Genomic DNA, 26,315 nt, shown 5'->3' with positions numbered 1-26,315 from the left:
CAGTTGATTGCATTCCCCTGTGGGAGCGAGCCTGCTCGCGAAGGCGTCATATGCACTACTAAAAATCCTGATGATTCACCACCCGACCATCGGCCGGCACGGGCTGCATTTGCCCGATTGACGCTTCATACATAAAAGTCCAGTATGGAATTATAAGTACAAAAAAAGGCTTTCCTCCGTTTCTGCTTTTTCTTCTGTCTTGCCAAACCAACAACAAACCCGCGAGAGAACGAATATGAAGAAGTTCCCCCTCATCACCGGTCTGGCCCTGAGCCTGTTGGCGTGCAGTAGCCTGTTTGCCGCCGAGAAAACCCTGCGCATCGGTATCGAAGCGGCTTATCCGCCGTTTGCCTCAAAAACCGACAAGGGCGAGATCGCCGGTTTCGACTATGACATCGGCAACGCTCTGTGCGCGCAGATGCAAGTCAAGTGCGTGTGGGTCGAAAGTGAATTCGACGGTCTGATTCCTTCCCTGAAAGTGAAGAAAATTGACATGGCGCTGTCGTCCATGACGATCAACGAAGACCGCAAGAAGTCGGTGGATTTTACCCACAAATACTACTTCACCTCGTCGCGCCTGGTGATGAAGGAAGGCGCGGTGGTGGATGACCAGTACGCCAGCCTCAAGGGCAAGAACATCGGCGTGCAGCGTGCGACCACCACCGACCGTTATGCCACTGAGGTGTTCGAACCCAAGGGTATCAACGTCAAGCGTTACGGTAACAATGAAGAGATCTACATGGACCTGGCGGCCGGTCGCCTGGACGCGATTTTTGCCGACACCATTCCGCTCAATGACTTCCTGTCGATGCCGCGCGGCAAAGGCTACGCGTTTGTCGGGCCGGAATTGAAGGATCCGAAATACGTGGGCGAGGGTGCCGGGATCGCCGTGCGCAAAGGCAACACCGAGTTGGTCAGCCAGTTGAATTCAGCCATCGATGGCATTCGTGCCAGTGGTGAGTACCAGAAGATTTCCGAGAAGTACTTCAAGTCGGACATCTACGGCGACTGATAGCCCGCCTTCGCGAGCAGGCTCGCTCCCACAGGGGAATGCATTCAACTGTGGGAGCGAGCCTGCTCGCGAAGAGGCCGGATCAGCCAATGCACATCTGAAGGCTCAGCCCTTCAACTCCTTCAAATGCTTGTACACCGTCGCCCGCCCCATGTTCAGTACATTGGCCACATAGTTCGATGCGCTCTTGCCCTTGAATGCGCCCTCGGCGTGCAGCGCCAACACCAGTTCGCGTTTGTGATCGCGTGTCAGCAGGTTCAGGCTCAGTTGGCGCTCGCGCAGCCAGGCGTGGAGGAAGGTGTTGATCCGCTCCTGCCAGTCATCGCGGAACAGTGAATCCGGTTGCGGGATCAATTTGGTTGGCGACAGGAACAGGTCCAGCGCAGCCTTGGCATTCTCGAATAGCGAAATATTCAGATTGATGCACAGCACACCCAGCGGATGACCTCCGCTGTCGCGCAGCACGGTGCTTACGCTACGAATATTCTGACCATCCCAATTGAGTTTTTCGTACGGCCCGATATTTCGTTCGCTGACCTCTTCGCTGAGCATGTCTTCCAGCGACGAGTCATCGCCGATCTCCCGTTTCGACAGGTTGTTGGCAATGTAGTCGACCTTTTGCGTGCGCAGGTCGTGCAGCACCACTTCGGCGTGAGGGAAGAACAGCGTAGCGATGGCATCGGCGATCGCCCGAAAGTTATCCAGGGCGGCATCGTTTTGGGCCGGGTCTTTTTCGGGGGCATTCATGCAGTGGGCTCCGGGCGGCTTCAGTGCCCCGTAGAACGGGGCTCTGAAAGTGTGACGCAATCGTGGAGGCGCGTCACCTGAAGACAATGTCAGCCCAGGCGGGCAGGGGAGAGCATGTCGGCGCTCAGGCCGAAGCGGGTGAGTTGCTCGGGCAGGATTTCACCACGTACCAGGGCAGCGCTGGCCTGACCCATGGCCGGCGATGTCTGGATGCCGTAGCCGCCCTGTGCCGCAACCCAGAACAGTCCCGGCACCTGTGGATCGAAACCGGACAACAAGTCGCCGTCGCTGACGAAACTGCGCAGGCCGGCCCAGGTGCGGGTCGGGCGGCGGATGGTCAGGGTCGTGGCTTCTTCGATCTGGTAAATGCCCATGGCGATGTCCAGCTCTTCGGGCTGCACGTCGTGGGGTTCCACCGGGTCGGCGTTGGCGGGCGAGCCGAGGAACATCCCGGCGTCGGGTTTCATGTAGAAGGATTCGTCGAGGCTGACCAGCATTGGCCAATGATGGATGTCCACGCCTTCGGGGCCGGCGAAGATGAAGGCCGCGCGACGCTTGGGTTGCAGGCCCAGCGGCTTGGCGCCGGCAAGCGTACCGATCTTGTCGGCCCAGGCGCCCGCGGCATTGATGACGACCGGCGCACTGAAGGTTTGGGTGTTGGTCTGTACCTGCCAGATACCTTCGGCGTCACGGCTCAGGCCCTGTACTTCGCAGTCGGTGTGCACTTCGCCTTTATTGCGGCGGATGCCTCGCAGATAGCCCTGGTGCAGGGCGTCGGTATCGATGTCGCTGGCGGTCGGGTCGTAGATCGCACCGTGGACTTTCTCCCGGCGCAGGATAGGCAGGCGTGCGCAGGCTTCTTCGGCGCTGAGCAGTTGCATCTCTGGCACTGTGGCTTTCGCGCTCAGGTACTGGTTGTTCAGTTCGGCTGGATCACCGGTGAAGTCCACGGTCATCTCGCCGCGCGGGGTCAGCAGCGGGTGTTCGCAGAATCCACTTGGCGGGGCGTCAAAAAAATCCCGGCTGGCCTGGGTCAGGGCGCGAACCTGCGCAGTGCCATAGGCGGCGGTGAACAGCGCGGCTGAGCGTCCGGTGGAGTGATAGGCCGGATGGGATTCGCGTTCGAGCACGATCACGCGCCCATGCTGCGACAGCCAGAAGCCGGTGGAAGCGCCGGCAATCCCGCCGCCGATGATGATGAAGTCTGCCTGGCTCATGAACGTCTCCTGATCAAGCGTAAAATGCCAATGTCGTAGAGATTTTCTGTGGGAGCGAACCTGCTCGCGAAAGCGTCGGATCAGTCACTATCTAGGTTGAATGAACGATCGTATTCGAGAGCAGGCTCGTACCCACAGGTGAATTGGGGTGTCAGTGCTGCAGGCGGTAGATGGCATTGGCCAGCGCAATGTCTTCCAGGCCCAGGCCGATGGAGCGGAAGAACACGTGGCGGTCGTAGTCGGGGCGCGGCACCTTGTTGCTGAGCAGGTCCGGCAGGTCGCCGACGATCGCGTTTTTATTCCAGCCATGTTGTTCGCCAGCGATCAGCATTTCGCCGGCCGAGCCCGGGGTGGTCAGGCGATAATCGCAGAACACCCGCATGTCGTTGAGACTCTGCGGCGGCACTTCATGGGCGCGCGGTGCGTTGGTGCTGATGGAGGTGATCAGCGCTGGTTTGCTCAAGTCAGACGGGTCGATCACGGGACCTGCGGACGAGGTGCAGAGCATGATCACGTCGGCGTCCTGGATCGCGGCATCACGAGTGTCGGCGATGGTCAGGCGCGAATCGAACTGTTTGAGCCGCGCCAGTTCTTCAGGATTCTTGTCGCTCAGGCTGGGCGAATACAGGCTGATGCTCTGCCAGGCCCGCAGGTTTTTCACGTAATGCAAGTGCGCCTGGGCCACTTTGCCGCTGCCGATGATCGCCAGACGAGCCGCTTTCAGCGGTGCGAGGGCATCGACGGCCACGGCGGTGGTCGCGGCAGTGCGTGCCGTTGTCAGCTCACTGGCATCACAGAGCAGCAGCGGTTGGCCAGTCTGCATCGACATCAGCAAAGTCCAGGCGGTCACCAGCGGCCCCTGTTCGCGCACGATATACGGCGAAGTCTTGACCCCGTACACGCCATCTTCGGCCAGCACACCCAGATAGTTGATGAAGTCGCCGGCACCCTGTGGAAACTCCACCAGCTGCTGCGCCGGTTGCACCGCTCGCCCGGCAGCCAGGTCGCGGAACAGTTTGCGCAGAACCTGCGGCACGTCGACTTGCGTCAGCAGTTCGCGAGCCTGGGGTTGGGTGATCACGTAAGGGGTGCTGGACATGGTCGGCTCCGGGAACGGCAATTAAACTAATTTGTCCATTATGGACTTTTAAATATGCCTAGCAAGCTCTTCACGACGAAAAGACAGACGAAAAAAAAGCGCAGTCCGTTTCCGGCTGCGCCTTTTTCTGCACATCGTCAGTTAGTGACGTTTGCGCTCTACCGCCCGCAATAGATGCGTTGGTGGTGTTTCGCAGCTGATTTTGCGACCCAGCAGTGCCTCAATGGACGGTAGCTGATAGGAGTCGTCTTCGCCGGCAAAACTGATGGACACACCATCGGCACCGGCGCGACCGGTACGACCAATGCGGTGCACGTAATCGTCCGGGACTTCAGGCAAGGTGAAGTTGATCACATGGCTGATGCCGTCGATGTGGATGCCGCGACCGGCCACATCGGTGGCCACCAGCACGCGGATCTTGCCTTCGCGGAAACCTTCCAGTGTCTTGATGCGCTTGTGCTGCGGGACATCGCCGGACAGCTGCGCGGCGTTGATGCCATCGCGCACCAGGCGTTCTTCGATGCGTCGCACTTCATCCTTGCGGTTGGCAAAGACGATGACCCGCTCCCACCCGTTGTCGTTGACCAGGTTGTAGAGCAGTTTGTATTTGTCGGCACCGGCCACCGCGTAGATGTGCTGCTCGACGTTTTCGCTGGCCACGTTGGTGACTTCGATTTCGACGATCGCCGGGTCAGTGGTCCACTGCTTGGCCAGGTTCATCACGTCTTCGGTGAAAGTCGCGGAAAACAGTAGCGTTTGACGCTCGCTCTTGGGTGGGGTCTGGCGAATGATCTGGCGCACCTGCGGGATGAATCCCATGTCGAGCATGCGGTCGGCTTCGTCCAGCACCATGACTTCGACCATGTCCAGGTGCACGTCGCCGCGCTGGTTGAAGTCCAGCAGGCGGCCGGGGGTGGCCACGAGGATGTCACAGTGACGGGCTTCGAGGTGCTTGAGCTGCTTGTCGAAGTCCATGCCGCCCACGAACGTCATGACGTTGAGGCCGGTGTATTTGGTCAGGTCCGCCGCATCCTTGGCGATCTGCACCACCAGCTCGCGGGTCGGCGCGATGATCAATGCCCGGGGCTCGCCCATGTAGCGCTCTTTCGGCGGCGGGGTTTGCAGCAACTGGGTGATGATCGAAATCAGGAACGCCGCGGTTTTGCCGGTGCCGGTCTGGGCGCGGCCGATGGCGTCTTTGCCGGCGAGGGTGAAGCCCAGCACCTGCGCCTGGATCGGCGTGCAATACGGAAAGCCCAAGTCCTGGATGGCGTGCATCAGTTCCGGAGCGAGTTTGAAATCGTGGAAACGGGTTTTGCCTTCCTGAGGTTCGACGACGAAATCTTCGAGCTTCCATGGAATGACCGGCGCCTTGGGCTTGGGTTCGCGACGCGGTTTGGCGGGTTTGGGTGTTTCACTGCGCACAGGATCGGCAACGGTAACGGCGGCGGAAACAGGTTTGGGTTCATGTTTCGGTGCGGCTGCGGGAACGTGGCGGTCGGCCGGGCTGGCGTCGCTGCGATGGCCGTGGGAGTGCGACGGCGCGCTGGGGACTGGCGCGAGTTGCTCAGTCTCGCTTTTACCGAACATTTTCTTGAGTGCTTTGAGCACGGTCATCTCATTAATTGGTTAAGGAATATACGCCGGCCAGTGTAATGCAAGAATCGGGCGCGGCGTAGAGGGATGGATCAAAGGGCGCTTTTAAACAAAAAGAGCAACATAAAGGCTTAACGCAAACGTTCGGCCAGCCAGACCCCGATGTCGCGAATTTCCTCGGGTAACACTTCGTGGCCCATTGGGTATTCCTGCCATGTCACGGTGACACCATGCTGCTTCAGATACTCATAGGCGGTACGGCCCATCGAATTCTGCACCACGTCATCGTACTGGCCATGCAACGACAGCACGGGAATGCGCTGCTGGCTGGCGGACAATTCAAGCTCATCGCTGAAGGTCGGTGCATAGGTAGAGAGGGCAAGTACGCCACCCAACGGTCCCTGCCATTTCACAAAAGCGGCGTGTAGAGCCACTGCGCCGCCCTGGGAAAAACCTGCCAGGAAAATCCGCGAGGCGTCTATTCCAACGGTTCGCTGCACATCGATCAAATGAGTGATCCTCTGTGCCGACTCTTCCAGTTGGTCGCGGTTGATCGCGCGCGCCGGGCTCATGGCCAATATGTCGTACCAGCTGGGCATCTCGTAGCCACCGTTGATGGTAACGGCGCAGGTCGGAGCCTGAGGCAGAACGAAGCGGGTGGACAGCAGCGTTTCCTGCAGCGCCTCGGCGACCGGCAGGAAGTCATATCGATCGGCGCCGAGGCCATGCAGCCAGATGACGCAGGCGTCTGCGGGCTTGACGGGTTCTAGAATCAGGGGCTCGGTCATGGCTGCTCCAAATGTGTGCGTGCGCTCTCATTGAGTGCGGGGCGTGAGTGCGCGTCTGGTTGATCAGTTACGAAGATGTCGCAAGGTTACAAGTTTTGCTATTGACCTGTCGCTTAACCGCTTTAGCGGCCGGTGTGGTACGGGCTTTGCTATAGGGAAGCTGGTACGAAAATCCCACATCTGTCGGTAACACTATCAGGCCATTTTTGGCAGTGGGATAGCAAAAAATCCGGTGATGGATGTTCGCCAGTGGCCGCTACGGGCTTCGCGAACTTGAAAGGGCTACAGCCCGTTCGGCCGATTGGTGAGAAGTGAGTTGTCCATTTTGTGGATTTTCTCTTACTAGACTCATAGCTACGGTCTCTACGTCGGTTGACCCTAAAACAAGCCAACTCGGGTCGACAACGCCTCAAAAGGGTGCGACAGGACTCACGCTCCGACACAACAAGAGCAAAACTGGAGGTTTGAATGAAGATGTTGAAATCCACTCTGGCGATCGTGACTGCAGCCGCAGTACTCGGTGTCAGCGGGTTCGCTCAGGCGGGTGCAACCCTGGATGCAGTGAAGAAGAAAGGTTTCGTGCAGTGTGGCGTCAGCGATGGCCTGCCAGGTTTCTCGGTTCCGGACTCCACCGGCAAGATCGTGGGCATCGATGCTGACTTCTGCCGCGCTGTGGCCGCTGCCGTGTTCGGCGACGCGACCAAGGTCAAGTTCAGTCAGTTGAACGCCAAGGAGCGTTTCACCGCTCTGCAGTCGGGCGAAATCGACATCCTGTCGCGCAACACCACCATGACCAGCTCCCGTGACGCCGGCATGGGTCTCAAGTTCCCGGGCTTCATCACTTACTACGATGGCATCGGCTTCCTGGTAAACAACAAGCTCGGCGTGAAAAGCGCCAAAGAACTGGATGGCGCGACCATCTGCATCCAGGCCGGTACCACCACCGAGCTGAACGTTTCCGACTACTTCCGCGGTAACGGTCTGAAATACACCCCGATCACTTTCGACACCTCCGATGAAAGCGCCAAGTCGCTCGAATCCGGTCGTTGCGACGTGCTGACCTCCGACAAGTCCCAACTGTTCGCCCAGCGCAGCAAGCTGGCTTCGCCGAAGGACTACGTGGTTCTGCCGGAAACCATTTCCAAGGAGCCACTGGGCCCTGTCGTGCGTAACGGCGACGACGAGTGGCTGGCCGTGGTGCGCTGGACTGGCTACGCGCTGCTTAACACCGAAGAAGCGGGTATCAGCTCGAAGAACGTCGAAGCCGAAGCCAAGGCCACCAAAAACCCGGATGTCGCTCGTATGCTCGGCGCTGACGGTGAATACGGCAAGGACCTGAAACTGCCGAAAGACTGGGTCGTTCAGATCGTCAAGCAAGTCGGTAACTACGGCGAAATCTTCGAGAAAAACCTCGGCAAGAGCACTCCGCTGGAAATCGACCGCGGGCTGAACGCTCTGTGGAACGCTGGCGGCATTCAATACGCACCACCAGTGCGCTGATGGTTCTATCACCCGGCAGGCCAACTGCCGGGTGATGTTCTGTTCCATTATTTGCGGGGCACTTCATGCAAAATTCAATCGGCGCACCAAAGCAGAGGCTCAGCCTCAGCGATCCAAAAGTGCGTGCGTGGCTCTTCCAGATCATCACCATTGTCGCGGTGGTCTCGATGGGCTGGTACTTGTTCGATAACACCCAGACCAACCTTCAGCACCGGGGCATTACCTCCGGTTTCGACTTTCTGGAGCGCAGTGCCGGTTTCGGCATCGCTCAACACCTGATCTCCTACACCGAAGCGGACAGTTATGCCCGTGTGTTCGTGATCGGCCTGCTCAACACGTTGCTGGTGACCTTCATCGGCGTGATCCTGGCGACCATCCTCGGCTTCATCGTCGGCGTGGCCCGACTGTCGAAGAACTGGATCATTGCCAAACTGGCGACGGTGTACGTGGAGGTTTTCCGTAACATCCCGCCGCTGTTGCAGATCCTGTTCTGGTACTTCGCGGTGTTCCTGACCATGCCGGGGCCGCGCAACAGCCATAACTTCGGCGACACCTTCTTCGTCAGCAGCCGTGGCCTGAACATGCCGGCCGCGCTGATGGCCGATGGTTTCTGGCCGTTTGTGATCAGCATCGTCGTGGCCATCGTCGCCATCGTGCTGATGACCCGCTGGGCCAACAAGCGTTTTGAAGAAACCGGCGAGCCGTTCCACAAGTTCTGGGTCGGCCTGGCGTTGTTCCTGGTGATCCCGGCGCTGTGCGCCTTGATCTTCGGTGCTCCTGTGCACTGGGAAATGCCGCAGCTCAAGGGCTTCAACTTCGTCGGTGGCTGGGTACTGATCCCGGAACTGCTGGCCTTGACCCTGGCACTGACGGTGTACACCGCGGCGTTCATCGCCGAGATCGTGCGTTCGGGCATCAAGTCGGTCAGCCACGGCCAGACCGAAGCGGCTCACTCGCTCGGCCTGCGCAACGGCCCGACCCTGCGCAAGGTGATCATCCCGCAAGCTCTGCGCGTGATCATTCCACCGCTGACCAGCCAATACCTGAACCTGGCGAAAAACTCGTCGCTGGCGGCCGGTATCGGTTACCCGGAAATGGTTTCGTTGTTTGCAGGCACCGTGCTGAACCAGACCGGGCAGGCGATCGAAGTGATTGCCATCACCATGAGCGTGTACCTGGCGATCAGTATCAGCATTTCCCTGCTGATGAACTGGTACAACAAGCGCATTGCGCTGATCGAGCGGTAAGGAAAAGCGCATGAGTACTCATACTTTCAAACCTGACATGCCTCCACCGAGCCGCAGCATCGGTGCCGTGGCGTGGATGCGCGCGAACATGTTCTCCAGCTGGCTCAACACCCTGCTGACCCTGTTTGCGTTCTACCTCATCTATCTGGTGGTTCCGCCGATCCTGCAGTGGGCGATCCTCGACGCCAACTGGGTCGGCACCTCCCAGGCCGATTGCACCAAGGATGGCGCTTGCTGGGTGTTCATCCAGCAGCGTTTCGGCCAGTTCATGTACGGTTACTACCCGCCGGAACTGCGCTGGCGCGTGGACCTGACCGTGTGGCTGGCGGTCATTGGTGTGGCACCCTTGTTCATCTCGCGCTTCCCGCGCAAAGCCGTTTACGGGCTGAGCTTCCTGGTGCTGTACCCGATCATTGCCTGGTGCCTGCTGCATGGCGGCGTTTTCGGCCTGACCCAGGTGGCAACCAGCCAATGGGGCGGCCTGATGCTGACCCTGGTGATCGCCACCGTCGGTATTGCCGGTGCGCTGCCGCTGGGGATCGTCCTGGCCCTGGGCCGTCGTTCGAACATGCCGGCGATTCGTGTGGTCTGCGTGACCTTCATCGAATTCTGGCGCGGCGTGCCGTTGATCACGGTGCTGTTCATGTCCTCGGTAATGCTGCCGCTGTTCCTGCCTGAAGGCATGAACTTCGACAAGCTGCTGCGGGCGCTGATCGGTGTGATCCTGTTCCAGTCGGCCTACGTGGCTGAAGTGGTGCGCGGTGGTCTGCAAGCGATTCCCAAAGGTCAGTACGAAGCGGCTGCCGCCATGGGCCTGGGTTACTGGCGCAGCATGGGCCTGGTGATTCTGCCGCAAGCCCTGAAGCTGGTGATCCCCGGCATCGTCAACACCTTCATCGCGTTGTTCAAGGACACGAGCCTGGTGATCATCATCGGCCTGTTCGACTTGCTCAACAGCGTCAAGCAAGCCGCTGCCGACCCGAAATGGCTGGGCATGGCCACCGAAGGCTATGTGTTCGCGGCCCTGGTGTTCTGGATTTTCTGTTTTGGTATGTCCCGCTATTCCATGCATTTGGAACGCAAGCTGGACACAGGCCACAAGCGCTAAGTCGCTACCTAATTTAGGAAGTTCTCTGATGAGCGAAGCAATCAAACAGCCTGTGAGCCCTGAAGGCATTATTCAGATGCAGGGCGTGAACAAGTGGTACGGCCAGTTCCACGTGCTGAAAGACATCAACCTGAACGTCAAGCAGGGCGAGCGTATCGTGCTGTGCGGCCCGTCGGGTTCCGGCAAGTCCACCACCATTCGTTGCCTCAACCGTCTGGAAGAACACCAGCAGGGCCGCATTGTGGTCGATGGCGTGGAGCTGACCAACGACCTCAAGCAGATCGAAGCGATCCGCCGTGAAGTCGGCATGGTGTTCCAGCACTTCAACCTGTTCCCGCACCTGACCATCTTGCAGAACTGCACCCTGGCGCCGATGTGGGTGCGCAAGATGCCCAAGCGCAAGGCCGAGGAAATCGCCATGCATTACCTGGAGCGCGTACGCATTCCAGAGCAGGCGCACAAGTACCCGGGGCAACTGTCCGGTGGTCAGCAACAGCGTGTGGCGATTGCCCGCGCGCTGTGCATGAAGCCGAAAATCATGCTGTTCGACGAACCGACGTCGGCACTCGACCCGGAGATGGTGAAAGAAGTACTCGACACCATGATCGGCCTGGCCGAAGACGGCATGACCATGCTCTGCGTGACCCACGAAATGGGCTTCGCGCGCACCGTGGCCAACCGCGTGATCTTCATGGACAAGGGTGAAATCGTCGAACAGGCTGCGCCGAACGACTTCTTCGACAACCCGCAGAATGATCGGACCAAGTTGTTTTTGAGCCAGATTTTGCATTGATCGGCATTTGGCGTTGAAATAAACCCGGACGTGTTCCGGGTTTATTTTTGCCTGATTTCCGCGTCAGGCCTTCACGGTTTCCTGTTCGGGGAAGCGTTCGGCTAACAAACGCTTCAAATCAGTTCCTTCGTTCAGTGCTTGTACTTCTGCCAGTAAATGAGGGTGACGATCCAGCAGGCGCATCAATGTGAACAGCGGTTGTGGTGGGGCGAGTTCGCCGCGTTCGTAACGGGAAATGGCATTGTGCCCGCCGCCTGAAAGCAATCTGACGGCGTCTTTTTGTGTGAGGTGCAGTTTGCGGCGGATGCGTTTCATCTCGGAGCCCATGACCTGGAAGCAGTCTTCAAGCAGCTTGTCGCTTGCATCGGAATAGCGATCAGCGCTGTCAGTGTCGTGATCGAATTCGATTTCACCACAGACCTGGCACTCCCATCCGGCAATATCATGTATTAACCGTGCAACCTGCTTATAGTCGATAGTAAAAGTGCGGCCAACAAAGTGATGCATTCCCTTGTGGGTGCCGCAGTTAACGCATTGCTGTGTTTTCATGGGTGCCTCTCCTTGAAGGAGATTACCGGATGCCCACCGCCGGCGCGGTAAGTCACTTTGATGTAGATGTCCCGATCCTGAAAAGTCGTGTGATACACGTCTTGCCATACTCGATGATCAGCGTAGGTGGTCATCGATTTGTGCAGCATTTTGTACTCCAGCAAGCAAACGGTTCGTAGCATCTGAGTAATGCTTAAGGACATTTTTCGACCCCCCTCTCGGGCGGTCATTGTGAATGCTTTGCTTCCCAGCCTGATGACCTCCGCCTTGATTACCGCCAAGTCATAATGGGGGGGGGGCTCTTCTCCATAAGAAACCCTATCCCTTAAATTACCCTTTAAGGGTAATTTTGACTAATCGAAAATCCCGCTTCTTTTCCCTCCCTCTGACCGTAGGCGGTTGCCGTCCTACGTGAAGCTGACTAAGATGTCAGAAAATTCATCCTATGATTGGATGAAAGGGCGAATCCTATGTCAGACATTTCTCCATTAGTGAAACGATCCCTGGTCGATCAGGCCCTGGATCAGTTGCGTCAGCGCATTAACCAGGGCGTGTGGGCGGTTGGCCAGCGCTTGCCTACCGAACCCGAGCTGTCCGCCGAGCTGGGCATCAGCCGCAACACCGTGCGTGAAGCCATGCGGGTACTGGCGTTCTCTGGCTTGATCGAGATCCGTCAGGGCGATGGCAGTTATCTGCGGGCGGTGGTCGATCCGCTGGACACCCTGAAGGTGTTGTCGCAGTGCTCCCTTGAACAGGCCCGCGAAACCCGTCACATCCTCGAGGTTGAGGCCATTGGCCTGGCCGCTTTGCGCCGTACCGATGAAGACCTGGTGGTTTTGCGCGAGGCATTGGGTGTCAGCGCCAGCCACTATCATGGCGACCTCGACACCTATATCGCTTGCGATCTGGTGTTCCACCGCCGCCTGGTGGACGCCGCGCACAACCCGACCCTCAGCGAGTTGTATCGCTATTTCTCCAGTGTCGTCGGCGCTCAGTTGCGGCACTGCCTGAATATCACCCCGCGCCGCCAGGAAGTGTTTGACCTGCATATCGAACTGCTTCATGCGGTCGAGCAGCGCGACCCTGAACGGGCCAAAGCTATATCGAGGCAGTTGATCAATGAACCTTGAAACCGAGAACGCCAGCCGTCACCTTCCACAACCCAAGCGCGCGGCGGAGCTTGAAGAGCTGCTGATCGATGCCGAGGCCGATGACGAACAGGTCCAGCAAAGCCATCCCATCCTGCGCCGTCCATGGTTGCTGTTGCTGGGCCTGATTCTGGTCGCGCTGAACCTTCGTCCGGCATTATCGAGCATGGCGCCAATGCTCAGCGAGGTGTCGAAAAGCCTCGGATTATCGGCGTCACAGGCCGGGTTGCTGACGACTCTGCCTGTACTTTGCCTTGGTTTGTTTGCGCCGCTGGCGCCGATTCTGGCGCGGCGCTTCGGTGCCGAGCGAGTAGTACTGGGCATCCTGCTGACACTGGCGGGCGGGATCATCCTGCGCAGCTCATTCGGTGAGATTGGCCTGTTCGCCGGCAGTGTGCTGGCCGGTGCCAGCATCGGTGTGATCGGTGTGTTGCTGCCGGGGATCGTCAAACGCGACTTTCCGAAACAGGCCGGCACCATGACCGGCGTCTACACCATGGCTCTGTGTCTGGGCGCGGCGATGGCGGCGGGTGCGACCGTGCCGTTGAGCGAACACTTCGACAAGCGCTGGGCATTGGGCCTCGGTTTCTGGGTGATTCCGGCGCTGGTCGCGGCGCTATTGTGGCTGCCACAAGTCGGTCAGAAACATGGCGCGCATAACGTCGCCTATCGCGTCCGGGGATTGCTGCGCGACCCATTGGCCTGGCAAGTGACCTTGTACATGGGCCTGCAGTCTTCGCTGGCCTACATCGTCTTCGGCTGGCTGCCTTCGATCCTGATCGGTCGTGGACTGACCCCGACTCAGGCGGGCCTGGTGCTGTCGGGTTCGGTGATCGTTCAATTGATCAGTTCCCTGGCTGCACCCTGGCTAGCCACCCGTGGCAAGGATCAGCGCCCGGCGATCGTGATCGTCATGGTGATGACCCTCGGCGGTCTGTTCGGTTGCCTCTATGCCCCGATTGAAGGCCTTTGGGGCTGGGCGATCCTGCTCGGTCTGGGGCAGGGCGCGACCTTCAGCCTGGCGCTGACCCTGATCGTACTGCGCTCGCGGGATTCGCACGTTGCGGCCAACCTGTCGAGCATGGCCCAGGGTTTCGGTTACACCCTGGCGTCGATGGGGCCGTTCGCGGTGGGCATCGTGCACGACTTGACCGGCGGCTGGACCGCCGTGGGCTGGATCTTCGGCGTGATTGGCCTCGGCGCCATTGTTGCCGGCCTCGGTGCAGGACGTTCGCTGTACGTTCAGGTGCAAAGCGAAAAAATCTGAATCCTCGTACCACTGGCATTCGGCCCACGAATGCCGGTGGTCTTGTGTGCATTTGCAGACTATCGTGCAGGCATTCTTTCGATGCCGATTTGCACAACAGGGAGTCTGCCCATGAGTGAAGCCCACAGCGCCTTGATCACCCGGTTCTACCAGGCCTTCCAGCGGCTCGATGCCGAGGCCATGAGCGCTTGCTATACCGATGACGTGGTATTCAGTGATCCGGCGTTCGGCGAGCTTCGCGGTCGTGATGCCAGCGATATGTGGCGCATGCTCACCACCCGTGCCAAGGACTTCTCCCTGACCTTCGATAATGTGCGCAGCGACGAGCGCACCGGTGGCGCCCATTGGATCGCGACTTATCTGTTCAGTCAGACCGGCAACACCGTGGTCAACGACATCCAGGCTCGCTTCGTTTTCCGAGACGGCAAGATTTGCGAACATCATGATCGTTTCGATATGTGGACGTGGTCCCGACAGGCGTTGGGTTTCAAAGGCTTGCTGCTGGGCTGGACGCCGCTGGTGCGCAACGCCGTTCGCGCACAGGCGCTCAAGGGGCTGAAGGCATTTCAGGCCAATCGCTGATAAGATTGCGGCTTGTTTCCCTTCAAGCCTTGATCGATCCGTGACCACCCACAGCGAAAATCCTGTCGACGCTGACGCTCCCATGAGCAAGCCCTGGTTCGTTTACCTTGTGCGCGCGGCCAATGGTTCGCTCTACTGCGGGATCAGCGATGATCCGATACGGCGTTTCGCCACTCACCAGAGTGGCAAGGGTGCGCGGTTCTTCCTTTCCAGCCCGGCCGTGGCCTTGGTGTACACCGAAGCGTGTCGCGACAAGAGCGAGGCGCTGCGTCAGGAACGCCTGATCAAAAAACTCAGGAAAAGCGCCAAGGAATGTCTGGTAGCCAGTGCTGCTGCCGGCTTATCAATCTGACTGATCGGTTCCCATCAGGCGGATCTGTAGGCTGCCAACCGATTGCGCGCTAAGCTGGAGGCTCATTTTGAGTGCGGCGGAGCCGAGCATGTCCGAGTTGATTCTTCATCATTACCCGACGTCCCCCTTCGCCGAAAAGACCCGACTGATGCTGGGATTCAAGGGGCTGTCCTGGCGCTCGGTGAAGATCTCGCCAGTGATGCCAAAACCTGATCTCACGTCCCTGACCGGTGGCTACCGCAAGACCCCGGTGTTGCAGATCGGCGCGGATATTTATTGCGATACAGCGTTGATCGCCCGTCGTCTTGATCAGGAAAAGGCCCTGCCGGCATTCTTCCCGGAAGGCCAGGAAATGATCGCCGCAACCTTCGCTGCCTGGGCCGATTCGGTGGTGTTCCAGCATGCGGTCAGCCTGGTGTTTCAACCGGAATCGATCGCTTTTCGTTTTGGCAATTTGCCGCAGGAAGCGATCAAGGCATTTCTGGCAGATCGCGCGGGTTTTTTCAGCGGAGGCAGCGCTACAACGTTGACGGCGGGGCAAGCGCGGCATCAATGGCCGACGATCATGGCGCGTCTGGAGCAACAGTTACAACGCGAGGAAGGTGATTACCTGTTTGGCGAGCCGTCGATTGCCGACTTCGCCATGGCGCATCCACTGTGGTTCCTCAAGGCAACACCGGTGACGGCGCCGCTTGTGGATAACTATCCGGCCGTGTCGGCCTGGTTGGCACGGGTGCTGGGTTTCGGCCATGGGGCGCCGAGCGAGATGACTTCGGAAGAGGCGCTGGTGGTAGCACGCAACGCTACGCCGGCTGCTTTACCGGAGGAGCAGTTCATCGATCCGAACGGGTTCGAGGTTGGTCAAAAGGTGGTGATCGCGGCGACTGACTATGGCGTCGATCCGGTGGCGGGGGAGTTGATGTTTGCCGGTAGCGAGGAATTGATCGTGCGTCGCGAGGATGAACGTGGTGGTTTGGTGCATGTGCACGTTCCGCGGCTGGGCTTCCGCATCGAAGCACAGTAGGCGCGAACTACCGGTTTTGGGGTCATGCACTAACTTGTGGGAGCTGGCTTGCCTGCGATAGCGGAGTATCAGACAACATCAATGTTGTTGGACTGACGTCATCCAGGCAAAGCCAGCTCCCGCAGGGGACGGTGTCGGCCTGATCAGCTATTTCAGGGCCGCCAGAATCGCATCCGGGTCATACCCGCGAATCAGCGTTCCGTTCACATCGATGAACGGAATCCCTCCACCGCCCAGCGCCTCGTAAGCCTTGCGTGCCTCGGCATCTTTTTCGATATCGAATTCCTTGTACGGAATGCCTTTCTGATCGAGAAAGCGCCGAGTCAGTTTGCAGTAGCCGCACCATTCGGTGGTGTAGAGCACGACATTGGCCGTGGCCTGGGTCTGCTCGGACACCACCTGCGAGGGATTGAACAGCCGCTCGATCTTGCCCCAGTTCTGATAAGCGACCACCACCAGCAGGATCAGCAGTACTTTTTTCAGTACGTTACCCAGCATCAGTTGCGGCGCTTGAGCTGGTCGGTGAGCGAGGTCGGCAAGCCTTTGATGATCAGGGTGCCGGCTTCTTCGTCGTACTCGATCTTCGAGCCCAGCAAATGCGCTTCGAAGCTGATCGACAGACCTTCTGCGCGACCGGTGAAGCGGCGGAACTGGTTCAGGGTGCGTTTGTCGGCCGGGATCTCCGGCGACAGGCCGTAATCCTTGTTGCGGATGTGATCGTAGAAGGCTTTCGGGCGTTCCTCGTCGATCAGTTCCGACAGCTCCTCCAGGCCCATGGGCTCACCGAGCTTGGCCTGGCTGCTGGCGTAATCCACCAGGGTCTTGGTTTTTTCCCGGGCAGAGTCTTCCGGCAGGTCTTCGCTTTCGACGAAGTCACTGAAAGCCTTGAGCAGGGTACGGGTTTCGCCCGGGCCATCGACGCCTTCCTGGCAGCCGATGAAGTCACGAAAATACTCAGAGACTTTCTTGCCGTTCTTGCCTTTGATGAAGGAAATGTACTGCTTCGATTGCTTGTTGTTCTGCCATTCCGAGACGTTGATGCGCGCCGCCAGATGCAACTGGCCCAGGTCCAGGTGACGGGACGGGGTTACGTCCAGTTGCTCGGTTACCGCCACGCCTTCGCTGTGGTGCAGCAGGGCGATCGCCAGATAGTCGGTCATGCCTTGCTGATAGTGCGCGAACAGTACGTGGCCGCCGACCGAGAGGTTGGATTCTTCCATCAGCTTTTGCAGATGTTCCACCGCCACGCGGCTGAATGCGGTGAAGTCCTGGCCGCCATCAAGGTATTCCTTCAGCCAGCCGCTGAATGGAAAGGCGCCGGACTCCGGGTGAAACAGACCCCAGGCTTTGCCTTGTTTGGCGTTGTAGCTTTCATTGAGGTCGGCAAGCATGTTCTCGATGGCTGCGGACTCGGCCAATTCAGAGTCGCGAGCGTGGAGAACCGCTGGAGTACCGTCGGGTTTTTTGTCGATCAGGTGGACGATGCAATGACGGATCGGCATGGGCTTCTCGGCTGGTTGGAGAGAGCAGGGCGGGCTCCCTGAAAAAGCGCCAAGTGTACCGCAACCGCTGGTTTTGGCGCGGCACGAAGGGCAATTGCACGGCGCCCCGGGGTGCTTATGCGTTTTTTTGCCGATTTAGAGCAATAAAGCTGACCAAATGGGTAGCTAGAGGCGGATATTTCCCCGTCTCTGTGCTAGTTTTGCCCGGTCTTACGCGAAGTCACTGCGTTAAGCGTGCAGTCAGCAATTGTCAGGTCGAACCAAACCCTGATTTCGGCATCTATAACCCGACTCGTCGCGGTTATCGCCGAGGGTGCCAGATCCAGAAGATCGGGCTCGATGGCTGACACTGCACTCTGCAATCCATATGAATTTGATAGGGAAGGAACACTACATGGCTCTTACTAAAGACCAACTGATCGCCGACATCGCTGAAGCTATCGACGCGCCAAAAACCACCGCGCGTAACGCTCTGGACCAACTGGGCCAAATCGTTGCCGATCAGCTGGAAAACGGCGGCGAAATCACTTTGCCAGGCATCGGCAAACTGAAAGTGACTGAGCGTCCTGCCCGTACCGGCCGTAACCCTTCGACTGGCGCAGCCATCGAAATCCCTGCCAAGAAAGTGATCAAGCTGGTTGTGGCCAAAGGCCTGACCGACGCTGTGAACAAGTAAGACGCAGCGATAAAAAACCGTGCGCCGGAGCAATCCGGGCACGGTTTTTTTGTACCTGTCGATCGGGTAAAAGCAGACGCAGCGATCAAGCGCCTCAGCTTCGCCTGAAATCAGCCTTTGCGAACCCAGCGTTCACGACGCCAGATCTGCTGCTCGGACTTGGTCTGGAAGGTCCAGGCGACGAAGCGGCTCTGCTTCTGCCCTTGGGACATTTCCACCACCTGGCTTTCCAGCACGCCGGCCTTTTTCAGCGCCGTTTCGATGGCGGGCAGGTTCGAGGCTTTCGAGACCAGGGTGCTGAACCACAGCACCTTGTGCTGGAAGTTGGCACTTTCGGCGATCAGTTGTGTTACGAAGCGCGCTTCACCGCCTTCACACCACAGTTCGGCCGACTGACCACCGAAGTTCAATACCGGCAGTTTGCGTTTCGGGTCGGCCTTGCCCAGGGCTCGCCATTTACGCTCGCTGCCTTTGGTCGCCTCGTCCATCGAGGCGTGGAACGGCGGGTTGCACATGGTCAGGTCAAAGCGTTCACCAGGTTCCAGCAGGCCGATCAGGATGTGTTTGCGGTTCTCCTGCTGGCGCAGCTTGATGACTTTGTTCAGATCGTTGGACTGGACGATGGCTTTGGCGGCGGCCACGGCCGTCGGGTCGATTTCCGAGCCAAGGAAGTGCCAGCGGTATTCGCTGTTACCGATCAGCGGATACACGCAGTTGGCGCCCATGCCGATATCCAGCACATTGACGATGGCGCCGCGCGGAACCACGCCGTCGTTGTTGCTGGCCAGCAGGTCAGCCAGGAAGTGTATGTAGTCGGCACGGCCCGGCACCGGTGGGCACAGATAATCTGCCGGGATGTCCCAATGCTGGATGCCGTAGAACGACTTGAGCAGCGCCCGGTTGAACACACGCACCGCGTCGGGGCTGGCGAAGTCGATGCTTTCCTTGCCGTACGGGTTGATGATCACGAACTTCGCCAGTTCCGGCGTGGTTTTGATCAGCGCCGGGAAGTCGTAACGACCCTGATGGCGATTGCGCGGGTGCAGGCTGGCCTCTTTTCGCGGCTCCACGGGCTTGGCCGGGGTGGCGGGATCAGGCTTCTTGTGCGCGGGGCGAGGTGTGCGGGGGGCGTTCATGGGCGTGGTCGATTCGGGTATGGCTGAAAGTGGCGGGTATTGTCCCACAGGGGATCGTGTTGTAGGCCGGAAAAGTGCCAGGCACAAAAAAGGGAGGCCGTTGCGGGCCTCCCTTGTTCATTGCGATTTACCGTTACAGGCTGGCAATCCGCGCATGTTGCTCGGCCAGCTTGCCCAACGCCTGTTCGGCCTCGGCCAGTTTGGCGCGCTCCTTGTCGATGACTTCAGCCGGCGCCTTGTCGACGAAACCAGCGTTCGACAGTTTGCCGCCGACACGCTGCACTTCGCCTTGCAGACGCTGGATTTCCTTGTCCAGGCGTGCCAGTTCCGCACCTTTGTCGATCAGGCCGGCCATCGGCACCAGCACTTCCATCTCGCCGACCAGCGCGGTCGCGGACAGCGGTGCTTCTTCACCGGCGGCCAGTACGGTGATCGACTCGAGGCGTGCCAGTTTCTTCAGCAGCGCTTCATTTTCGGTCAGGCGACGCTGATCTTCGGTGCTGACGTTCTTCAGGAACAGCGGCAGCGGTTTACCCGGGCCGATGTTCATCTCGCCACGGATGTTGCGCGTGCCGAGCATCAGGCCCTTGAGCCATTCGATGTCGTCTTCGGCGGCCTGATCGATGCGCTCTTCGTTGGCCACTGGCCAAGGTTGCAGCATGATCGTCTTGCCTTCGATGCCAGCCAGCGGCGCGATGCGCTGCCAGATTTCTTCGGTGATGAACGGCATGAACGGATGCGCCAGGCGCAGGGCCACTTCCAACACGCGAACCAGCGTGCGACGGGTACCGCGCTGGCGTTCGACCGGTGCGTTTTCGTCCCACAGCACAGGTTTGGAGAGCTCCAGGTACCAGTCGCAGTACTGGTTCCAGATGAACTCGTACAAGGCTTGTGCGGCCAGGTCGAAACGGAACTGGTCGAGCTGGCGGGTCACTTCCGCTTCGGTGCGCTGCAGCTGCGAAATGATCCAGCGATCAGCCAGCGACAGCTCGTAGGCTTCGCCGTTCTGGCCGCAGTCTTCGCCCTTGTCCAGCACGTAGCGCGCGGCGTTCCAGATTTTGTTGCAGAAGTTGCGATAGCCTTCGACGCGGCCCATGTCGAACTTGATGTCGCGACCGGTGGATGCCAGCGAGCAGAAGGTAAAACGCAGGGCGTCGGTGCCGTAGCTGGCGATGCCGTCGGCGAACTCGTCACGGGTCTGCTTCTCGATCTTCTTCGCCAGTTTCGGCTGCATCATGCCGGAGGTGCGTTTCTGCACCAGCTCTTCCAGTTCGATGCCGTCGATGATGTCCAGCGGGTCCAGGACGTTGCCCTTGGACTTGGACATCTTCTGGCCCTGGCCATCACGCACCAGGCCGTGCACGTAGACGGTCTTGAACGGCACCTGCGGCGTACCATCCTCGTTCTTGATCAGGTGCATCGTCAGCATGATCATCCGGGCAACCCAGAAGAAGATGATGTCGAAACCAGTGACCAGCACGTCGGTGGAGTGGAATTTCTTCAGGAATTCGGTCTTTTCCGGCCAGCCCAGGGTGGAGAAGGTCCACAGGCCTGAGCTGAACCAGGTGTCCAGTACGTCGTTGTCCTGCTGCAGCGCAACGTCCGGGCCGAGGTTGTGCTTGGCGCGCACTTCGGCTTCGTCGCGACCGACGTAGACTTTGCCCGACTCGTCGTACCAGGCCGGAATCCGGTGGCCCCACCACAGCTGACGGCTGATGCACCAGTCCTGGATGTCGCGCATCCACGAGAAGTACATGTTTTCGTACTGTTTCGGCACGAACTGGATGCGACCATCTTCAACGGCGGCAATCGCAGGCTCGGCCAACGGCTTGGTGGACACGTACCACTGGTCGGTCAGCCACGGCTCGATGATGGTGCCGGAACGGTCGCCTTTCGGCACCTTCAGGGCGTGATCGTTGACGCTGACCAGCAGGCCGGCAGCCTCGAAAGCAGCCACGATCTGTTTGCGCGCTTCGAAACGGTCCAGGCCGGCATATTCGGCCGGGATCTTGCCGTCGATGCTCTCGTTCAGCGTGCCGTCGAGGTTGAACGCCTGGGCGGCTGGCAGGACGTTGGCGTTCTTGTCGAAGATGTTCAGCAGCGGCAGGTTGTGGCGCTTGCCGACTTCGTAGTCGTTGAAATCGTGGGCCGGGGTGATTTTCACGCAGCCGGTGCCGAATTCCGGGTCGCAGTAATCGTCGGCGATGATCGGGATGCGGCGGCCGACCAGCGGCAGCTCGACAAACTTGCCGATCAGGGCTTTGTAGCGTTCGTCGTTCGGGTTAACGGCCACGGCGGAGTCGCCGAGCATGGTTTCCGGACGAGTCGTCGCGACGATCAGGTAATCGTTGCCTTCAGCGGTCTTCGCGCCGTCGGCCAGCGGGTATTTCAGGTTCCACAGGAAACCTTTTTCGTCGTGGTTCTCCACTTCGAGGTCGGAAATCGCCGTGTGCAGCTTGGTGTCCCAGTTGACCAGACGCTTGCCGCGGTAGATCAGTCCGTCTTCGTGCAGGCGGACAAAGGCTTCCTTGACGGCTTCCGAGAGGCCGTCGTCCATGGTGAAGCGCTCGCGGCTCCAGTCGACGGACGAGCCGAGGCGGCGGATCTGGCGGCTGATGTTGCCCCCGGACTGATCCTTCCATTCCCAGACTTTCTCGAGGAACTTGTCGCGGCCCAGATCGTGGCGATTCTGACCCTGGGCTTCGAGTTGACGCTCCACCAGCATTTGCGTGGCGATACCGGCGTGGTCGGTGCCCGGCTGCCACAGGGTGTTGCGACCCTGCATGCGACGGAAACGGATCAGGGCGTCCATGATCGCGTTGTTGAAGCCATGACCCATGTGCAGGCTGCCGGTGACGTTCGGCGGCGGGATCATGATGGTGTAGGACTCGCCCGCGCCTTGCGGGGCGAAGTAATTCTCGGACTCCCAGGTGTTATACCAGGAGGTTTCAATGGCGTGCGGCTGGTAGGTCTTATCCATGCGCGGCGGGACCCTATTGGCATTTATTCAGGAAAAGCCGATGAGTATAGCGGGGATAAGCTGCTACGCGTAGAGCGAGAGGCCATTGGATAGGGGAAAATTCGCGACGGGCCGGGGGTATGTTTGGCCTGTCCCGACGCCTTCGCGAGCAGGCTCGCTCTCACCGAGGTGTGCAATCAGTGTGGGAGCGAGCCTGCTCGCGAAGGCAATCTATCAGGCAACCCGATTCAAATCGTTATGCCGCGTTTCCTTGAGACATAGCACGGCAATCAAACTCAGCACCGCCGCCCCGGACACATACCCCCCGACATAACTCAAACCACCCATTGCCACCAGTTTCTGCGCGAAGAACGGTGCCGCCGAAGCCCCGACAATCCCGCCCAGGTTGTAAGCAGCCGATGCGCCGGTATAGCGCACGTGGGTCGGAAACAGCTCCGGCAACAGTGCGCCCATGGGAGCAAATGTTACGCCCATCAGAAACAGTTCGATGCACAGAAACAGCGCCACGCCCCAGGTCGAACCCTGGGTCAGCAGCGGTTCCATCAGAAACCCGGACAGGACCGCCAGCACGCCCCCTATGATCAGTATCGGTTTGCGCCCGTATCGGTCACTGGCCCAGGCCGACAGTGGTGTAGCCGCGGCCATGAACAGGACGGCGAAGCACAGCAGGCCCAGGAAGGTTTCACGGCTGTAACCGAGAGTCGACACGCCATAGCTCAGGGAAAACACTGTGGAGATGTAAAACAGCGCGTAACACACCACCATCGCGCCCGCCCCCAGCAGCACCGGCAGCCAGTATTGGCTGAACAGTTCGATCAGCGGGATTTTTACCCGTTCCTGGCGCGCCACGGCGTTGGCGAACACCGGTGTTTCGTGGAGTTTGAGGCGTACATACAGGCCGACCATCACCAATGCGGCACTGAGCAGAAACGGAATGCGCCAGCCCCACGAGCGGAACTGCTCATCGTCCAGGACCATAGCCAGTGTCAGGAACAGGCCGTTGGCCGCGAGGAATCCAATGGATGGGCCGAGCTGCGGGAACATGCCGAACCAGGCTCGTTTGCCCTTGGGCGCGTTCTCCGTGGCCAGCAACGCCGCGCCACCCCATTCGCCGCCCAGTCCAAGGCCCTGGCCAAAACGCAGTACGCAAAGCAGGATCGGCGCCCAGGCTCCGATGCTGTCGTAGCCCGGCAGCACGCCGATCAGCGTGGTACACACGCCCATCAGCAGAAGGGAGGCTACCAGTGTCGATTTACGGCCGATGCGGTCGCCAAAGTGACCAAACAGCGCCGAACCCAGAGGGCGGGCGAGGAAGGCGATACCGAAGGTGAGGAAGGCCGACAGCATCTGTGCCGTGCCGGAGGTCTGTGGAAAGAACACCGGGCCGATCACCAGCGCCGCGGCGGTGGCGTAGACATAGAAGTCGTAGAACTCGATAGCGGTGCCGATGAAACTTGCCGTAGCTACGCGAGTGGCGGAGTTGGTCGGTTGCGCGGGTGTGGAGTCGCTGTAAGTCGTGCTGGTCGTCATGCGGTTATCCCTGACAGTCATGTTGCCCCAGTGGAGCGAATTATTATGGTCGAACACCCAGGGATGTGGGCTTTAAGCGGGGTGCGGGTAGCACAGGGGTAGGGCGGCTTGGGTAAGCGGCTCGATTATAGGAAGGAGGCTAACGAATCAACAAGTGCGGATGTTTCGAAAAGACCGCAGTCTGCAGGATGTACGCATTCCAAGTGTGGGAGCTGCCGCAGGCTGTGATCTTTTGACTATCTCAGGGGGCTGACACAATCGCGGGAGCTGAGCTTGTATGCCAGATCAAAACCCGTGTGACGCGATTCTCTTCCGTCTCAAGGATTTCCAGGCGATAACGACCGATCTTCAGGCATACCGCGCTCTCCGGAATGGTTTCCAGCGCTTCCGTCACCAGGCCGTTGAGGGTTTTCGGACCGTCGCTTGGCAGGTGCCAGCCGAGGCTCTTGTTCAGGTCGCGTATCGATGCGGCGCCATCGATCACCAGGCGCCCGTCGGCCTGTGGATGGATATGCGGGTTGTCCAGGCTTTGCTGGCTTTCGAATTCGCCGACGATTTCTTCGAGAATGTCTTCCAGAGTCACGATGCCGAGTACTTCGCCGTATTCGTCGACCACCATGCCCAGGCGTCGCTGCTGCTTGTGGAAGTTCAGCAACTGCAGTTGCAGCGGGGTGCTTTCCGGAACGAAATAAGGTTCGCGACTGGCCGCCAGCAGCGCTTCCAGCGTCAGGCTTCCATCGGGGAGCAAATGGGCGATTTGCCGGGTGTTGAGCACGGCTTCGACCTGGTTGATATCACTGTGGAACACCGGCAGGCGTGTGCGCTTGTTGTGGCGTAACTGCTCGACGATTTCCTCGATCGGGTCGTCGAGATTGATTCCGTCGACTTCACTGCGCGGTACCAGAATGTCGTTGACCGTGATGTTGTCCAGCGCATGGATGCCTGGCAGCGAATGTGGGCGGCAGACGACGGGGTCACGATCGTCGTGCCGTTCATTCGGCACCTCGTCTTCGCTCTGTTGCACCACCTTGGCTTTGCGAGCGAACGGGCGCAGCAGCAACTGGCTGATGGCATCGAGCAGCCAGGCGGCTGGATAGACGATTTTCAACGGCACGGGAAGCAAGGTGTTGCCCAAGGCCAGGATTGCATCCGGATGGCGGACGGCAAGGGCGCGCGGCAGGTAGTCGGCAAACACCAGCACAATGGCTGCTGCGCCGAGGCAGGCAACCCACGGACCGTTTTCGGCCCAGGTGAAAATCGCCAGCAAGGTGCAGAGAACGACTACCAAAGTGCGGCACAGGGTATTGCAGAAGATCAGGCTGTCGAGTGGGAAATTCAGCCGGGCCAGCGGCTTGTCGCTTGAGCGCGAAGCCGTGCGCTTGGCCAGCAAGTGCAGGTGTGCTGATTCGATGGCGGAAAACAGGCCTGACCATAAAATCAGCAGGGCCACCACTGCAAGCATCGGCCCTAAGGGCAAGTCGTCCATTAATGCCGCCCGTCAAATGTGCAGGATGTATTCACGGACCAGCTTGCTGCCGAAATACGCCAGCATCAGCAGGCAGAAACCGGCGAGGGTCCAGCGAATGGCTTTGTGTCCGCGCCAGCCGAGACGGTTACGGCCCCAGAGCAGCACGCTGAAGACGACCCAGGCCAGGCAGGCGAGCAAGGTTTTGTGTACCAGATGCTGCGCGAACAGGTTTTCGACGAACAACCAGCCGGAGATCAGCGACATCGACAACAGGGTCCAGCCGGCCCAGAGGAAGCCGAACAGCAAGCTTTCCATGGTTTGCAGTGGCGGGAAATTCTTGATCAGCCCGGAGGGGTGCTTGTGTTTGAGCTGATGGTCCTGAACCAGCAGCAGCAAGGCCTGGAACACCGCAATGGTGAACATGCCGTAGGCGAGAATCGACAGCAGGATGTGGGCAAGGATGCCTGGTTCCTCATCGATCACTTGCACGGTGCCGGCCGGGGCGAACTGGGCCAGCAGCACCGTGATGGCGCCCAACGGAAACAGCAGCACCAGCAGGTTCTCCACCGGAATCCGTGAGCAGGCCAGCAGGGTCAGGGTGATGACCGCTGCGGCGATCAGGCTCGAAGCGCTGAAAAAGTCCAGCGCCAGACCGATCGGGGTCAGCAGGTGGGCGAGCAGGCTGGCGCCGTGGGCCAGCACGGCGAGTACGCCAAGCGTAACCAGCAGGCGTTTGTTGGCCTTGGCGCAGGTAGCCAGGCGAGTGCCCTGATAGAGAGTCGCAGCGGCATATAAGCAGGCGGCGGCGAGGGTGGTCAGCAAACTGGGTGACAAGGGGAGCATAAGTCCTGTTAGGCAAGCCCGAAAGTCGCTGAGTTTGGCATAGAACCCCCGCGCCACGAAAGACCAGACAAGCTGACGGCGAGGTGTCCGCCAGGCGCAGTCTTCGCTATAATCCGCGACCTGCCCACGCCGCAGGCTCGCCGAGCACATG

At 59.4% G+C, this 26,315-nt stretch carries 25 protein-coding genes; 11 read left to right on the top strand and 14 right to left on the bottom strand.

What is annotated here, in order from left to right:
- Positions 1–235 precede the first annotated feature (235 nt).
- A complete protein-coding gene (locus tag AC07ZE_RS24335; protein ID WP_207266958.1) occupies positions 236–1,012 on the top strand; it encodes an ABC transporter substrate-binding protein in 777 nt (258 codons plus the stop codon).
- Between the two features lie 105 nt (positions 1,013–1,117).
- Here the strand turns inward: AC07ZE_RS24335 and AC07ZE_RS24330 are convergent, their stop codons facing one another.
- The 5 genes from AC07ZE_RS24330 to AC07ZE_RS24310 all read right to left on the bottom strand — a co-directional run bounded on the left by AC07ZE_RS24330 (position 1,118) and on the right by AC07ZE_RS24310 (position 6,459).
- Positions 1,118–1,759: a helix-turn-helix transcriptional regulator gene (locus tag AC07ZE_RS24330; RefSeq protein WP_207266957.1), complete on the bottom strand. Its 642-nt coding sequence runs from the start codon at positions 1,757–1,759 to the stop codon at positions 1,118–1,120.
- An 89-nt stretch (positions 1,760–1,848) separates the two neighbouring features.
- Positions 1,849–2,976, bottom strand: a complete 1,128-nt coding sequence (locus tag AC07ZE_RS24325) for an NAD(P)/FAD-dependent oxidoreductase (RefSeq protein ID WP_207266956.1) — start codon at positions 2,974–2,976, stop codon at positions 1,849–1,851.
- A 151-nt stretch (positions 2,977–3,127) separates the two neighbouring features.
- Entirely contained in the window at positions 3,128–4,075 is a 948-nt protein-coding gene (locus AC07ZE_RS24320; protein ID WP_207266955.1) for an ornithine cyclodeaminase family protein, read from the bottom strand.
- 141 nt (positions 4,076–4,216) lie between these two features.
- Complete coding sequence (rhlB, locus tag AC07ZE_RS24315; protein WP_207266954.1) at positions 4,217–5,692, bottom strand: ATP-dependent RNA helicase RhlB; 1,476 nt, start codon at positions 5,690–5,692, stop codon at positions 4,217–4,219.
- Positions 5,693–5,802: 110 nt separating this feature from the next.
- Positions 5,803–6,459 carry an alpha/beta hydrolase gene (locus AC07ZE_RS24310; RefSeq protein ID WP_207266953.1) on the bottom strand — a complete coding sequence of 219 codons (657 nt, stop codon included), beginning with the start codon at positions 6,457–6,459 and terminating at the stop codon, positions 5,803–5,805.
- Between the two features lie 468 nt (positions 6,460–6,927).
- On the opposite strand from AC07ZE_RS24310, the gene AC07ZE_RS24305 reads away from it, so the two are divergent.
- From AC07ZE_RS24305 to AC07ZE_RS24290, 4 genes are all read left to right on the top strand, one after another.
- Positions 6,928–7,959: an amino acid ABC transporter substrate-binding protein gene (locus tag AC07ZE_RS24305; protein ID WP_137803837.1), complete on the top strand. Its 1,032-nt coding sequence runs from the start codon at positions 6,928–6,930 to the stop codon at positions 7,957–7,959.
- Positions 7,960–8,024: 65 nt separating this feature from the next.
- On the top strand, positions 8,025–9,206 hold the full coding sequence (locus tag AC07ZE_RS24300; RefSeq protein ID WP_095193040.1) for an amino acid ABC transporter permease: 1,182 nt from the start codon (positions 8,025–8,027) through the stop codon (positions 9,204–9,206).
- Positions 9,207–9,216: 10 nt separating this feature from the next.
- Positions 9,217–10,314 carry an amino acid ABC transporter permease gene (locus tag AC07ZE_RS24295; protein ID WP_207266952.1) on the top strand — a complete coding sequence of 366 codons (1,098 nt, stop codon included), beginning with the start codon at positions 9,217–9,219 and terminating at the stop codon, positions 10,312–10,314.
- A gap of 28 nt (positions 10,315–10,342) precedes the next feature.
- Positions 10,343–11,107, top strand: coding sequence for an amino acid ABC transporter ATP-binding protein (locus AC07ZE_RS24290; protein ID WP_003178331.1), 765 nt, complete (start codon positions 10,343–10,345; stop codon positions 11,105–11,107).
- 63 nt (positions 11,108–11,170) lie between these two features.
- Here AC07ZE_RS24290 and AC07ZE_RS24285 read toward each other — a convergent pair whose 3' ends face one another.
- Together AC07ZE_RS24285 and AC07ZE_RS24280 are read right to left on the bottom strand one after the other, a co-directional pair.
- The gene (locus AC07ZE_RS24285; RefSeq protein WP_207266951.1) at positions 11,171–11,656 is read right to left on the bottom strand and encodes a type II toxin-antitoxin system MqsA family antitoxin; all 486 of its coding nucleotides are present in this window, start codon (positions 11,654–11,656) and stop codon (positions 11,171–11,173) included.
- The gene (locus AC07ZE_RS24280) at positions 11,653–11,937 is read right to left on the bottom strand and encodes a type II toxin-antitoxin system MqsR family toxin (protein WP_207266950.1); all 285 of its coding nucleotides are present in this window, start codon (positions 11,935–11,937) and stop codon (positions 11,653–11,655) included. Before AC07ZE_RS24280 ends, AC07ZE_RS24285 begins: the two co-directional genes overlap by 4 nt.
- Positions 11,938–12,126: 189 nt before the next feature.
- On the opposite strand from AC07ZE_RS24280, the gene AC07ZE_RS24275 reads away from it, so the two are divergent.
- The 5 genes from AC07ZE_RS24275 (at position 12,127) to AC07ZE_RS24255 (ending at position 16,029) form a co-directional block, all read left to right on the top strand.
- Positions 12,127–12,786: a FadR/GntR family transcriptional regulator gene (locus AC07ZE_RS24275; RefSeq protein WP_207266949.1), complete on the top strand. Its 660-nt coding sequence runs from the start codon at positions 12,127–12,129 to the stop codon at positions 12,784–12,786.
- Complete coding sequence (locus AC07ZE_RS24270; RefSeq protein WP_207266948.1) at positions 12,776–14,071, top strand: CynX/NimT family MFS transporter; 1,296 nt, start codon at positions 12,776–12,778, stop codon at positions 14,069–14,071. The genes AC07ZE_RS24275 and AC07ZE_RS24270 overlap by 11 nt, the downstream gene beginning before the upstream one ends.
- A 111-nt stretch (positions 14,072–14,182) precedes the next feature.
- Entirely contained in the window at positions 14,183–14,653 is a 471-nt protein-coding gene (locus AC07ZE_RS24265) for a nuclear transport factor 2 family protein (protein WP_207266947.1), read from the top strand.
- A 40-nt stretch (positions 14,654–14,693) separates the two neighbouring features.
- A complete protein-coding gene (locus AC07ZE_RS24260) occupies positions 14,694–15,005 on the top strand; it encodes a GIY-YIG nuclease family protein (RefSeq protein WP_404940873.1) in 312 nt (103 codons plus the stop codon).
- 88 nt (positions 15,006–15,093) lie between these two features.
- A complete protein-coding gene (locus tag AC07ZE_RS24255; RefSeq protein WP_207266945.1) occupies positions 15,094–16,029 on the top strand; it encodes a glutathione S-transferase family protein in 936 nt (311 codons plus the stop codon).
- Positions 16,030–16,176: 147 nt separating this feature from the next.
- Here AC07ZE_RS24255 and AC07ZE_RS24250 read toward each other — a convergent pair whose 3' ends face one another.
- Both AC07ZE_RS24250 and yejK read right to left on the bottom strand, forming a co-directional pair.
- Positions 16,177–16,527 carry a glutaredoxin family protein gene (locus tag AC07ZE_RS24250; RefSeq protein ID WP_207266944.1) on the bottom strand — a complete coding sequence of 117 codons (351 nt, stop codon included), beginning with the start codon at positions 16,525–16,527 and terminating at the stop codon, positions 16,177–16,179.
- A complete protein-coding gene (gene yejK / locus AC07ZE_RS24245) occupies positions 16,527–17,531 on the bottom strand; it encodes a nucleoid-associated protein YejK (protein ID WP_207266943.1) in 1,005 nt (334 codons plus the stop codon). Before yejK ends, AC07ZE_RS24250 begins: the two co-directional genes overlap by 1 nt.
- A 394-nt stretch (positions 17,532–17,925) precedes the next feature.
- Here yejK and AC07ZE_RS24240 point away from each other — a divergent pair, with 394 nt between their 5' ends.
- Positions 17,926–18,207, top strand: a complete 282-nt coding sequence (locus AC07ZE_RS24240; RefSeq protein ID WP_003221909.1) for an HU family DNA-binding protein — start codon at positions 17,926–17,928, stop codon at positions 18,205–18,207.
- 110 nt (positions 18,208–18,317) lie between these two features.
- Here AC07ZE_RS24240 and rlmF read toward each other — a convergent pair whose 3' ends face one another.
- The 5 genes from rlmF to AC07ZE_RS24215 form a co-directional block, all read right to left on the bottom strand.
- Positions 18,318–19,343 (bottom strand): 23S rRNA (adenine(1618)-N(6))-methyltransferase RlmF, encoded by a 1,026-nt coding sequence (gene rlmF, locus AC07ZE_RS24235; RefSeq protein ID WP_207266942.1) that lies wholly within the window; start codon positions 19,341–19,343, stop codon positions 18,318–18,320.
- A gap of 133 nt (positions 19,344–19,476) precedes the next feature.
- Positions 19,477–22,323, bottom strand: coding sequence for a valine--tRNA ligase (locus AC07ZE_RS24230; protein WP_207266941.1), 2,847 nt, complete (start codon positions 22,321–22,323; stop codon positions 19,477–19,479).
- A 213-nt stretch (positions 22,324–22,536) separates the two neighbouring features.
- A complete protein-coding gene (locus tag AC07ZE_RS24225) occupies positions 22,537–23,853 on the bottom strand; it encodes an MFS transporter (RefSeq protein WP_095193053.1) in 1,317 nt (438 codons plus the stop codon).
- A 241-nt stretch (positions 23,854–24,094) separates the two neighbouring features.
- Positions 24,095–25,339: an HlyC/CorC family transporter gene (locus AC07ZE_RS24220; protein ID WP_207266940.1), complete on the bottom strand. Its 1,245-nt coding sequence runs from the start codon at positions 25,337–25,339 to the stop codon at positions 24,095–24,097.
- 12 nt (positions 25,340–25,351) lie between these two features.
- Positions 25,352–26,164, bottom strand: coding sequence for a cytochrome C assembly family protein (locus AC07ZE_RS24215; protein WP_207266939.1), 813 nt, complete (start codon positions 26,162–26,164; stop codon positions 25,352–25,354).
- Between the last annotated feature and the right edge of the window lie 151 nt (positions 26,165–26,315).

Source organism: Pseudomonas sp. GW101-3H06, assembly GCF_059424605.1.
This window is presented reverse-complemented; position numbering and strand designations above follow the sequence as displayed.